The organism is Sphaerotilus mobilis, from assembly GCF_004216565.1.
GTDB lineage: Bacteria > Pseudomonadota > Gammaproteobacteria > Burkholderiales > Burkholderiaceae_C > Sphaerotilus > Sphaerotilus mobilis.
Genome location: NZ_SGWV01000007.1, coordinates 570,237 through 581,765 on the forward strand (window position 1 = coordinate 570,237; position 11,529 = coordinate 581,765).

Annotated in this window: 9 protein-coding genes; 2 read left to right on the top strand and 7 right to left on the bottom strand. The window is 67.1% G+C overall.

What is annotated here, in order from left to right; translation table 11 throughout:
• Nucleotides 1–12: 12 nt before the first annotated feature.
• The 7 genes from EV685_RS02820 to rimP all read right to left on the bottom strand — a co-directional run bounded on the left by EV685_RS02820 (nt 13) and on the right by rimP (nt 9,396).
• Nucleotides 13–942, bottom strand: coding sequence for a DMT family transporter (locus EV685_RS02820; protein WP_338054424.1), 930 nt, complete (start codon nt 940–942; stop codon nt 13–15).
• Between the two features lie 29 nt (nt 943–971).
• Nucleotides 972–2,807 (bottom strand): translational GTPase TypA, encoded by a 1,836-nt coding sequence (gene typA, locus EV685_RS02825; RefSeq protein WP_130480445.1) that lies wholly within the window; start codon nt 2,805–2,807, stop codon nt 972–974.
• Complete coding sequence (gene truB, locus EV685_RS02830; protein WP_130480446.1) at nt 2,804–3,832, bottom strand: tRNA pseudouridine(55) synthase TruB; 1,029 nt, start codon at nt 3,830–3,832, stop codon at nt 2,804–2,806. Before truB ends, typA begins: the two co-directional genes overlap by 4 nt.
• Before the next feature lie 22 nt (nt 3,833–3,854).
• A complete protein-coding gene (gene rbfA, locus EV685_RS02835) occupies nt 3,855–4,235 on the bottom strand; it encodes a 30S ribosome-binding factor RbfA (RefSeq protein ID WP_130480447.1) in 381 nt (126 codons plus the stop codon).
• 66 nt (nt 4,236–4,301) lie between these two features.
• Nucleotides 4,302–7,259: a translation initiation factor IF-2 gene (gene infB / locus EV685_RS02840; RefSeq protein ID WP_130480448.1), complete on the bottom strand. Its 2,958-nt coding sequence runs from the start codon at nt 7,257–7,259 to the stop codon at nt 4,302–4,304.
• 62 nt (nt 7,260–7,321) lie between these two features.
• Nucleotides 7,322–8,800 (bottom strand): transcription termination factor NusA, encoded by a 1,479-nt coding sequence (gene nusA / locus EV685_RS02845; RefSeq protein ID WP_130480449.1) that lies wholly within the window; start codon nt 8,798–8,800, stop codon nt 7,322–7,324.
• Nucleotides 8,797–9,396, bottom strand: coding sequence for a ribosome maturation factor RimP (gene rimP / locus EV685_RS02850; RefSeq protein ID WP_130480450.1), 600 nt, complete (start codon nt 9,394–9,396; stop codon nt 8,797–8,799). The genes nusA and rimP overlap by 4 nt, the downstream gene beginning before the upstream one ends.
• A 544-nt stretch (nt 9,397–9,940) precedes the next feature.
• On the opposite strand from rimP, the gene fabI reads away from it, so the two are divergent.
• Complete coding sequence (fabI, locus tag EV685_RS02855; RefSeq protein ID WP_130480956.1) at nt 9,941–10,735, top strand: enoyl-ACP reductase FabI; 795 nt, start codon at nt 9,941–9,943, stop codon at nt 10,733–10,735.
• Nucleotides 10,736–10,817: 82 nt separating this feature from the next.
• Nucleotides 10,818–11,519: a response regulator transcription factor gene (locus tag EV685_RS02860; RefSeq protein ID WP_130480451.1), complete on the top strand. Its 702-nt coding sequence runs from the start codon at nt 10,818–10,820 to the stop codon at nt 11,517–11,519.
• Nucleotides 11,520–11,529: the final 10 nt, after the last annotated feature.

Consider the following 11,529-nt stretch of genomic DNA (forward strand, 5'->3'; position numbering starts at 1 on the left):
ACTCCTGTTCGATCAGGCCTGGGTGGTTGCAACGACGGGCGCTGGCTCATCGCGTGAGCCCCACAGCGCCAGCGCCTCGTTGACGGCCAGCGCCAGCAGCACCAGTGAACCGCCGCCGATGACCGCTGGCGTGGGCGATTCGTCCGAGCCGAGCCAGGTCCAGGCCACGCCGAAGAGGATCTCCAGCAAGCCCAGCAAGGAGGCTTCAGGCGCCTTGAGCACCGTGCCGACGGCGACGGCCAGCACGCAGGGGATCGCGAGTTGCACGACGCCCAGCATCGTCAGCAGGCCGATGTTGTGGGTGCTGGCCTGCAACGGCCAGGCCAGCGGCAGCATCAGCAGGCTCGACAGCGTCGTGCCCAGCAGCACGGCCGGCGTCATGTCGCGGTGGTCGTCCGGATGGGCACGGGCGTTGACCTGGGCCAGCGTCCACATGGTCGCGCCGGCCATCGGCACGGTCAGCGCCACCAGCGTGCCCCACAGGTCGGAGGCCGAGCCGGCGCCAACCTGCGAGCCATACATCCAGGCGATGCCGACACCGGCCAGCGCCACCGCGAACCAGGTCCGCAGCGGCAGGCGCTGGCCGAGCACGAAGCGGGCGATCAGCGCGGTGAAGACCGGCGCCAGCGACATCGTGATCAGCACGTTGGCGACGCTCGTCAAGGTCAGCGCCAGCATGAAGGACGTGAACAGCACGCACCAGCACAGCGCCGAGAAGAACATCGTGCGGCCGCCCTCGCGGATGCTGCGCCAGAGCGCCGCCGGGCCGCGCCACGCCGCCAGCAGCACGAGCAAGGCGACGCCATTGGCGGCACTGCGCCAGAACGTCACCTCGAAGGACCGGGCCGAATCGAGGTGGCGCGAGACCACGCCGGCGATGCTCCACAGCAGCGTCACCACCAGCATGGTGGCGACGGCGCGTCGATGGGTCAGGGCGATCATGCCGGCGGGTCAGCCTTCGGCAAGCCCGATCAGGCGACGGCCGATTCGCGCGAGGCGCGCTTGCGCTCGTGCTCGGACAGGAAACGCTTGCGCAGGCGCACGCTCTTGGGCGTGATCTCGACCAGTTCGTCGTCCTCGATGAACTCGACGCCGTACTCCAGCGTCAGCTCGATCGGGGGCGTGATCTTGATGGCGTCTTCCTTGCCGCTGACGCGGAAGTTGGTCAGCTGCTTGGTGCGCGTCGCGTTGACGACCAGGTCGTTGTCGCGGCTGTGGATGCCCACGATCATGCCCTCGTAGACCGGGTCGTTCGGCTTGACGAACATGCGACCGCGGTCATCGAGCTTGCCCAGCGCGTAGGTGAAGATCTCGCCCGCGTCCATGCTAATCAGCACGCCGTTCTTGCGGCCGGCGATCTCGCCCTTGTGCGGCTCGTAGCCGTCAAAGATGTTGGCGATCAGGCCCGAACCGCGGGTCAGGTTCATGAACTCGTTGGCGAAGCCGATCAGGCCACGCGCGGGGATGCGGTACTCCAGGCGCACGCGGCCACGGCCGTCCGGCTCCATGTTGACCAGCTCGCCCTTGCGCTCGCCCAGGGCCTGCATCACGCCGCCCTGGTGGGCTTCCTCGACGTCGGCCGTGACCAGCTCGATCGGCTCGTGGCGCACGCCGTTGATGTCGTGGAAGACCACACGCGGCTTGCTGACGGCCAGCTCGTAGCCCTCGCGGCGCATGTTCTCGATCAGGATGGTCAGGTGCAGTTCACCCCGGCCCATGACCTCGAAGATGCCGTCCTCGCTGGTCTCGGACACGCGCAGCGCGACGTTGGACTGCAGTTCCTTCTGCAGCCGGTCCCAGATCTGGCGGCTGGTGACGTACTTGCCTTCGCGACCGGCCAGCGGGCTGGTGTTGACGCAGAAGTTCATCGTCAGCGTCGGCTCGTCGACCTTGAGCATCGGCAGCGGCGCCGGGTTGGCCGGATCGGTCACGGTCACGCCGATGCCCAGCGACTCGATGCCGTTGATCAGCACGATGTCGCCCGGGCCGGCTTCGGTGACCTGCACACGGTCCAGGCCCTGGAAGGTCAGCACCTGGTTGACGCGGCCGTTGACGGTGGCACCGTCGGTGCCCTCCATCACGACCACGTTCATGCCCGGCTTGATGGTGCCGGCGCTGACGCGGCCCACGCCGATGCGGCCGACGAAGGTCGAATAGTCCAGCGCGGAGATCTGCAGTTGCAGCGGCGCCTTCGGATCACCTTGATGGGCCGGCACGTGCTTGAGCACGGTGTCGAACAGGGCCGACATGTCCGGGCCCCACTGCTCGCCCGGCGCGCCTTCTTCCAGCGACGACCAGCCGTTGATGCCCGAGGCGTAGACCACCGGGAAGTCGAGCTGCTCGTCGGTCGCACCGAGCTTGTCGAACAGGTCGAAGGCGGCGTTGATGACGGCGTCCGGCTTGGCGCCCGGCTTGTCGACCTTGTTGACGACGACGATGGGCTTGAGGCCCAGCGCCAGCGCCTTCTTGGTCACGAAGCGGGTCTGCGGCATCGGGCCTTCCTGGGCGTCGATCAGCAGCACCACACCATCGACCATCGACAGCGCGCGCTCGACCTCGCCGCCGAAGTCGGCGTGTCCGGGCGTGTCGACGATGTTGATGTGCATGCCCTGCCAGCTGACGGCGCAGTTCTTGGCCAGGATGGTGATGCCACGCTCGCGTTCGATGGCATTGCTGTCCATCACGGTGTCGACGACCTTCTCGTGTTCGGCGAAGGTGCCGCTCTGGCGCAGGAGCTGGTCGACCATGGTGGTCTTGCCGTGGTCGACGTGGGCGATGATGGCGATGTTGCGGATTTGCTTGGTCATGGCGTTGAGGTTGCGGCGACGGGCCGCAGGGCCTGGATTTCGGGTGGACTGAGCAGGCGGTCAGCAATCAGCTCGCCTGCGGTGATGTGTGCGCTGCCCAGCAGCGTGCGGCCGTCGGGGCCATAGACACGCACCGCCGGCTGATCGGGGCCCTGACCGCGGCGGCGCATGCCGGCCAGGAAACGGGCGGCGTCTTCGGCCGCCAGCGTGAGGGCCGGCCAGTCGCGCAGCAGCGCGTCGGGCGGCAGGAGGCAGGCCTCGCGGCCGGCCTCGTCAAGTTGCAGGAAGGTCTCCAGCGCGATCGCGCGGTCCAGCATCAGCGGACCGCTGGCGGTGCGACGCAGGCCGGCCAGATGGGCACCGCAGCCGAGCCCCTCGCCGAGGTCCTCGGCCAGCGTGCGGATGTAGGTGCCCTTGCTGCAGCGCACGTCGATGACGAGTTCGTGCGGCCGGGCAGGATCCCACGCGACGATGTCGATGCGATGAATCGTCACCGCACGCGGCGTGCGTTCCAGCACGATGCCCTCGCGGGCGTATTCGTAGAGCGCCTTGCCTTGCACCTTGAGGGCCGAATGCATCGGTGGCAGCTGCATCTGCTCGCCGCTCAGCGCCGTGCAGGCGGCCTCGATGGCGGCGCGGTCGCAGACCACCGGGCGCTCCTGCAGCACCGCACCTTCGCGGTCACCGCCGACCGTGGTCTGACCCAGGTGCAAGGTAGCGCGGTAGGCCTTGTCGGACTCCAGGCTGACCTGCGAGAACTTGGTCGCCGCGCCCAGGCAGATCGGCAGCAGGCCGGTGGCCAGCGGGTCCAGCGTACCGGTGTGGCCGGCCTTCTCGGCGCGCAGCGTGTTCTTGACCTTCTGCAGCGCGTCGTTGCTGGTCCAGCCCACCGGCTTGTCCAGCAGCAGCACGCCATGCACCGGACGACGCGGCGGGCGCGCCCGTGCGGCGACCGGCGCAGGCGCACCCGCGCCCACGCCAGCAGGGGCGTGTGCGGTGTCGGGAGCGGTCAGCAGGTCGGTCATGCGTGCGTGCAGGTGTCGTGTCTCAGATCGGCTTGTCGTCCGAATCGAGCGCGCGCATCGAGTTCGCCTGCCGGATCAGGGTGTTGATCTCGGCCGCCCGTTCGGTGGTGCGGTCGAAGTGGAAATGCAGCGTCGGCACGGTGTGGATCTGCAGGCGCTTGAACAGCCCGTTGCGCAGGAAGCCGGCGGCCTCGTTCAAGGCCTCCTCGCAGGCGGCCGAGTCACCGACCAGCAGCGAGAAATAGACCTGTGCGTGGGCGTAGTCCGGCGTGATGTCCACCGAGTTGATCGTCAGCAGTCCGATGCGCGGATCCTTCAACCCCCGCACGAGTTCCGACAGGTCGCGCTGGATCTGGTCCGAAACCCGGAAGCTCCGATTGGGCGCAGCCTTCTTGTGTCGCATGGTTCAGGTCCTTCAAACAAGGAACCCCGCCAAGGCGGGGCTCCCGACGGCAAGCAGCGGGTGAACTCAGAGAGTTCGTGCCACTTCCTTGATCTCGTAGATTTCCAGGATGTCACCTTCGGTGATGTCGCTGTAGTTCTTGAGCTTGATGCCGCACTCGAAGCCTTCCTTGACTTCCTTGACATCGTCCTTGAGGCGGCGGATCGACTCGATCTCGCCGGTGTAGATGACGATGTTCTGGCGCAGCAGGCGGAAGCGCGCATTGCGACGCACCAGACCGGACGTGACCATCGAACCCGCGACGGTGCCGATCTTGGAGGCCACGAAGACCTGACGGATCTCGGCAGTGCCCAGCGCTTCTTCGCGCTGCTCCGGCGCCAGCATGCCGGCCATCGCTGCCTTCACCTCATCGACCGCGTCGTAGATGATGTTGTAGTAGCGCAGGTCGACGCCATTGCCTTCGGCGAGCTTGCGCGCACCGGAATCGGCCCGCACGTTGAAGCCGATGATGACGCCCTTCGAGGCGATCGCCAGGTTGACGTCCGACTCGCTGATGCCACCCACGGCCGCGTGCACGATCTGCACCTTGACCTCGTCGGTCGACAGCTTGAGCAGCGAGGTGGCCAACGCCTCCTGCGAACCCTGCACGTCAGCCTTGATGATGAGCGGCAGCATCTGCGCGGCGCCCGCACCCATGCTGTCGAACATGTTCTCGAGGTTGGCCGCCTGGCGCTTGTTGAGCGTGACCTCGCGGTACTTGCCCTGACGGAAGGTCGCGATCTCGCGGGCACGCCGCTCGTCGGACAGCACCATGAACTCGTCGCCGGCCGCCGGAACCTCGGTCAGGCCCTGGATCTCGACCGGGATGGACGGACCCGCTTCCTGGGCGTCCTTGCCGTCCTCGTCCAGCATGGCGCGCACGCGGCCATAGCTCTTGCCGGCCAGCACCACGTCGCCACGCTTGAGCGTGCCCGACTGCACCAGCACCGTCGCGACCGGGCCGCGGCCCTTGTCCAGCTTGGCTTCGATCACCAAGCCCTTGGCCAGAGCCTCCACCGGAGAGGTCAGTTCAAGCACCTCGGCCTGCAGCAGCACCTGCTCCAGCAGCTCGTCGATGCCCTTGCCGGTCTTGGCCGACACCGGGCAGAACGGCGACTCACCACCGAACTCCTCGGGCACGACGCCTTCGGCAACCAGCTCGCTGCGCACGCGCTCGAGGTTGGAATCGGGCTTGTCGATCTTGTTGATCGCCACGACCACCGGCACGCCAGCCGCCTTGGCGTGGGCGATCGCTTCCTTGGTCTGCGGCATCACGCCGTCGTCGGCAGCCACGACCAGGATGACGATGTCGGTCGCCTTGGCACCGCGGGCACGCATGGCCGTGAAGGCTTCGTGACCCGGGGTGTCGAGGAAGGTGATGACGCCACGCGGCGTCTCGACGTGGTAAGCGCCGATGTGCTGCGTGATGCCGCCGGCCTCGCCCGCCGCCACGCGGGTGGTGCGGATGTAGTCCAGCAACGAGGTCTTGCCGTGGTCGACGTGACCCATGACGGTGACCACCGGCGGGCGGGACAGCGCTTCGCCGGAGGCGGCTGCGTGTTCCTCTTCCAGGAAGGCGTCCGGATCGTCCAGCTTGGCCGGGAAGGCCTTGTGGCCCATTTCCTCGACCACGATCATCGCGGTCTCCTGGTCCAGCTGCTGGTTGATCGTGACCATCTGGCCCAGGACCATCAGCTTCTTGATGACTTCAGAGGCCTTGACGCTCATCTTGTGCGCCAGGTCGGCCACCGAGATGGTCTCGGGCACATGGACCTCGTAGACCTGAGCCTCGACCGGAGCCTGGAAGTTCGAGCCGCTGTCGTTGCGGTCACCGCGACGACCACCCCGACCACCGGCCGGCGAACGCCAGCCACCGCGGCTGGTGTCCGGACCGCGGCCCTTGGCCGGTGCGGCCGGTGTGCCGCGCTTCTTGTCATCGGCCCAGCTCGACGAGAGCTTCTCGGACTTGACCGACTTCTTCTCGCCCGGCTTGGCCGTGGCAGCAGCGCCCGGAGCGCCCGGCGCACCGGTCTTGGGACGATGGATCGTGCCCTTGATGCCGTCCTTCGCAGCCGCCGTGCCCGGCGCCGGCACGGCCGGCTTCGGCTCTTCCGGCTTCTTGGCCGTCAGGACCTTCTTGGGCGCGGACATCATGGCGCGAATCGCAGCGGCTTCGGCCTCGGCGGCCTTGCGGCGCTTGTCGAGTTCGGCAGCCTTCTGGGCCTCGCCAGCAGCGATGTCGGCCGCCTTGACGACGCGCAGACCAGAGGCCGGTGCGGCCGCAGGCGCAGCCGCAGGAACAATCGGTGCCGCAGCAGCAACGACCGGCGTGGCCGGTGCCTGGGCAGGCGTCGCAGCGGCCGGAGCAGCAGCGGCAACAGGCGTGGATGGCGCACCGCTCGATGCGGCAGCAGCGGCAGCAGCAGCGGCGGCGGCAGCAGCCTCGGCGGCGGCACGGGCAGCGGCTTCGGCAGCAGCGCGTTCGGCCGCTTCGCGTTCAGCGGCTTCGCGGGCTTCGCGTTCGCGGCGTGCCTGCTCCTCGGCCTCGCGCTGGCGGGCAGCGGCCTCCAGGGCCTCCTGCTCACGCTGCAACTCGGCCTGACGAGCGGCTTCTTCCTCGGCGTGAACGGCCTCGAGGTCGTCCGCCTCGGCCACGGCATCACCACCGCCGGCGCCGCCGACGTCGTCACGCTTGACGAACACGCGCTTCTTGCGCACCTCGACCTGGATCGTGCGGGCCTTGCCGGACGCATCGGCCTGCTTGATCTCGCTGGTCGACTTCTTCGTCAGCGTGATCTTCTTGCGGTCGGCGCTGTTGGTGCCATGCGAGTTGCGCAGGTAAGCCAGCAGCTTTTCCTTGTCGGACTCGGTCAGCGGATCGCTCGCCGAAGCCTTGGCCACGCCCGCGTGTTGGAGTTGCTCGAGCAGTGTCGACGCCGGGCGATTGAGCTCGGTCGCGAACTGGGCAACGGTGGTCACTGCCATGTGGTGCTTTCCTCGGGGAACGTGCGTGTGCGGCGGTGTGGGGGTCGGAGCGGTGACGTGGTTCAGGTGGTGAACCAGTGTTCGCGCGCCTTGAGGATCAGGGCCTTGGCGGAGGCGTCGTCGATGCCGATCAACTCGGTCAGCTCGTCGACGGCCAGGTCAGCCAGATCGTCACGGGTGTGGACGCCGCCGTCAGACAGGCGGGCGATCAGGTCGGCGGTCAGGCCCTCGAGGTCACGCAGGTCCTGCGACACCTCCTCGACCTTCTCCTCGCGGACGATCTCGGCGGTCAGCAACGCGTCCTTGGCCCGCGTGCGCAGCTCCTGTACCGTTTCTTCGTCGAAGGCCTCGATCTCGAGCATCTCCTGCATCGGGACGTAGGCGACCTCTTCGAGGCTGGTGAAGCCCTCGGCGATGAGGATGTCGGCGACTTCCTCGTCCACATCGAGCTTGTCGACGAACAGCGCGCGAATGCCGTCGCTTTCCTGGGCCTGCTTGGCGGCCGATTCCTCGGCCGTCATGATGTTGATGCGCCAGCCGGTCAGCTCGGAGGCCAAACGGACGTTCTGGCCACCGCGGCCGATGGCGATGGCGAGGTTCTCCTCGTCGACCACCACGTCCATCGCGTGCTTCTCCTCGTCGACGACGATGGACTGCACGTTGGCAGGCGCCAGCGCGCCAATGACGAACTGAGCCGGGTCTTCCGACCACAACACGATGTCGACCCGCTCGCCGGCCAACTCGTTGGTGACCGCGTTGACGCGCGAACCACGCACACCCACGCAGGTGCCGATCGGGTCGACCCGCTTGTCACGCGAGAGCACGGCGATCTTGGCGCGCGATCCGGAGTCCCGGGCGCAGCTCTTGATCTCCAGCAGCCCCTGCTCGATCTCCGGCACTTCCTGACGGAACAGCTCGATCATGAAGGACGGCGCCGAGCGCGACAGCACGATCTGCGGGCCACGCAGCGTCGGGTCGACCTCGATGATCATGGCGCGCACGCGGTCGCCGGTGCGCAGGTTTTCCTTGGGGATCAGCTCGTTGCGGCGCAGGCGCCCTTCGACGCGACCGCTCTCGATGATCATGTCGCCCTTGTCCAGACGCTTGACCGTCCCCACGAAGATCTTCTCGCCACGCGAGAGGAAGTCGTTGAGCAGCTGCTCACGTTCGGCGTCGCGGATCTTCTGCAGGATCACCTGCTTGGCAGCCTGGGCGCCGATCCGGCCGATCGGCACGGACTCGACCGGTTCTTCGATGTAGTCGTCCACATCGATCTCGCCGATCTGTTCCTTGGCCTCGAAATGCAGGATCTCCGCCTCGGGCAGTTGCAGGCCAGCCTCGTCCGGCACGACGTGCCAGCGCCGGAACGTCTCGTAGACACCGGTCTCGCGGTCGATCGACACGCGGATGTCGACCTCGCCCTCGTACAGCTTCTTGGTGGCAGATGCCAGCGCCAGCTCGACGGCGCCAAACACCACATCACGGTCAACGTTCTTCTCGCGAGAGATCGCGTCCACCAGCATCAACAGTTCGCGGTTCATTCTTCGTGACCTCCGGTCTGCTCGGCCGCACCCTCAGGCGCTGCCTCGGTGCGACGCTTGCGACCCTTGAAGTCCACGACGGGCACCAGACGTGCGTCGCGGACCTCGTCGAGCACAAAGCCCAGCACCGTGTCTTCCTTGCCGACCTTGAAGATCAGCTCGTAACCCATGGACGGGGCGGCGACCGGCGCCGCCACGTCCGCAGCATCGGGCGATGCCGCCTCGGCCGCCGCGACAAGGCGCAGCGCACCCTTGTAGTTCTTGCGCCCCTGGAACGGGACCTTCAGCGCGATCTCGATCTCCTGGCCTTCGAAGCGGGCGTAGTCAGCCGCCTTGCGCAGCGGACGATCCAGGCCAGGCGAAGCCACTTCGAGGCGCTCGTAGTCGACGTTCTCGACCTCGAGCACATTGAGCAACTGGCGGGTGACCATCTCACAGTCCTCGACCAGCACGAACTCGCTCGGCCCAGTCGGGTAGATGGCACCGGGGACGCGGTCGATGCTGACCTGCAGCAGGCCGCGCGCACCCCGCTCGCAATCCACGAGCTCATAGCCCATCCCGGTCACTGTCTTCTCGACGGCCTGCAGCCAATTCATCAACGTCGTCCCAAACCCCGTGTCACACGCCAATCCATCCACAACCACCCACACGACCAATGGCAGCCAAGGCCGCGCAGCGTCGCAAGGCAACCTTCGCCTCGCCCGCCATGCAGCCGGCTGCCAGACCCTGGCCTCCAGACGAGACCACTGCGGTGTCTGCCGCGACCCACCCTTGCATTGCCGCCACCGTGCGCAGGCCCCAGATCCAGACATCGCCAGAAAGAACGATGGAACGAACGGAACACAAACCACACGCGCAAAAAAAATGGGCCGGAAGCTCCGCCCACGTTTCCTGGCACCGGAATCTAATCGAACAGCAAGCTTGGACTTGCCCAACGACCAGAACCACTGGCGACGCCAACTTCGCCCCGGCGCGACCCTCACCTTCACAGGTCACCCTGTCAGTTTGATCGCACCCGGGCTTCGCAAAGCTTTTACGCGAAACGCCGATGATAGCCCAGAGCGCCCAAAGCGGCAACCAATCGTGAACTTTGCCGCCTTGGCGTGCCACAATCCTGGGCTTTATTCGAACGGAGACTCCATGGGTTTTCTCGCTGGCAAGCGCCTCCTGATCACCGGTCTGTTGTCCAACCGCTCGATCGCCTATGGCATCGCGCGGGCCTGTCACCGTGAAGGCGCCGAGCTGGCCTTCAGCTACGTGGGCGAACGCTTCAAGGACCGCATCACCGAATTCGCCGCCGAATTCGATTCCAAGCTGATCTTCGATTGCGACGTCGGCAACGACGCCCAGATCGAGCAGATGTTCGTCGACATCGGCACCGCCTGGCCCGAAGGTTTCGACGGCTTTGTGCACTCGATCGGCTTCGCGCCGCGCGAGGCCATCGCCGGCGACTTCCTCGACGGCCTGAGCCGCGAGTCGTTCCGGATCGCGCACGACATCTCGGCCTACAGCTTCCCGGCGATGGCCAAGGCGGCCGCTTCCCGGCTGCGTCCGAACGCGGCGCTGCTGACGCTGAGCTACCTGGGCGCGGTGCGCTACGTGCCGTCATACAACACGATGGGATTGGCCAAGGCGTCTCTGGAGGCGAGCGTGCGCTACACCGCATCCAGCCTCGGCCCCAAGGGCATCCGCGTCAACGGCATCTCGGCCGGTCCGATCAAGACGCTGGCCGCTTCGGGCATCAAGGGCTTCGGCAAGATCCTCGATGTGGTCGAGAACCATGCGCCGCTGCGTCGCAACGTGACGATCGATGACGTCGGCAACGTCGCCGCTTTCATGATGTCGGACCTGGCCTCGGGCGTGACCGCCGAGATCACGTATGTCGACTGCGGCTTCAGCCAAGTGATGGGCGGGATCGCCGAAGGCGTCGCCTGACGTCCGCCCCGGACGGCGACGCGGCCCCACGCCGCGCCGCCGTTCTTCTCCGCGATCGGACCCCCTGCCGATGACCGCTGCCATGCGCGCCCTGCTTGCCGAAGACGACGCCATCCTGGCCGATGCACTGTCGGCCAACCTGCGTCAGGCCGGTTTCCAGGTTGAGGTGGCCGACAACGGTGCGGTGGCCGAGTACCTGCTGACACGCCAGACCTTCGAGGTCGGCATCATCGATCTTGGTCTGCCACTGGTCGACGGACTGACCGTCGTGCAGCGGGTGCGCAAGATCAAGCCGCAACTGCCACTGTTGATCCTGACGGCGCTGGACGGCCTGGAGCACCGCGTCGCCGGTCTCAACGCCGGGGCAGACGACTACCTCACCAAGCCCTTCGACTTCCCCGAGCTGGAGGCCCGCATCCGCGCGGTGCTCCGGCGTGCGAGCCCGGGGGATGCGGGTACCGGCAGCGGCTCGGACACCGGATCCTCGGCGACCGCCGTCGGCCAGCTGGTGTTTGACCGCGACCTGCGGCGCGCCACCATCTCCGGGCAGGCGCTGGAGCTCACGCCACGCGAGTGGCTGCTGCTGGACCTGCTGCTGACGCAACGTCGCAAGGTCATCACCAAGGAACAGATCGGCCTGGCCTGGTCTGCCGACCTGTCCGAGAGTGGCGGACCCAGTTCGCTGGAGGTCTACATCCATCGCCTGCGCCGCAAGCTCGAGGGCTCGGGCGTGGGCATCCGCACCGTGCGCGGCCTGGGCTATCTGCTCGAGACCCAGGACTAGCGTACCCAGC

What these genes read in the sequence shown, in the direction of transcription:
- truB (WP_130480446.1), bottom strand. Translation starts at nt 3,832, where the DNA reads ATGACCGACCTGCTGACCGCTCCCGACACCGCACACGCCCCTGCTGGC.
- rimP (WP_130480450.1), bottom strand. Translation starts at nt 9,396, where the DNA reads ATGAATTGGCTGCAGGCCGTCGAGAAGACAGTGACCGGGATGGGCTAT.
- nusA (WP_130480449.1), bottom strand. Translation starts at nt 8,800, where the DNA reads ATGAACCGCGAACTGTTGATGCTGGTGGACGCGATCTCTCGCGAGAAG.
- infB (WP_130480448.1), bottom strand. Translation starts at nt 7,259, where the DNA reads ATGGCAGTGACCACCGTTGCCCAGTTCGCGACCGAGCTCAATCGCCCG.
- typA (WP_130480445.1), bottom strand. Translation starts at nt 2,807, where the DNA reads ATGACCAAGCAAATCCGCAACATCGCCATCATCGCCCACGTCGACCAC.
- rbfA (WP_130480447.1), bottom strand. Translation starts at nt 4,235, where the DNA reads ATGCGACACAAGAAGGCTGCGCCCAATCGGAGCTTCCGGGTTTCGGAC.
- fabI (WP_130480956.1), top strand. Translation starts at nt 9,941, where the DNA reads ATGGGTTTTCTCGCTGGCAAGCGCCTCCTGATCACCGGTCTGTTGTCC.
- EV685_RS02860 (WP_130480451.1), top strand. Translation starts at nt 10,818, where the DNA reads ATGCGCGCCCTGCTTGCCGAAGACGACGCCATCCTGGCCGATGCACTG.
- EV685_RS02820 (WP_338054424.1), bottom strand. Translation starts at nt 942, where the DNA reads ATGATCGCCCTGACCCATCGACGCGCCGTCGCCACCATGCTGGTGGTG.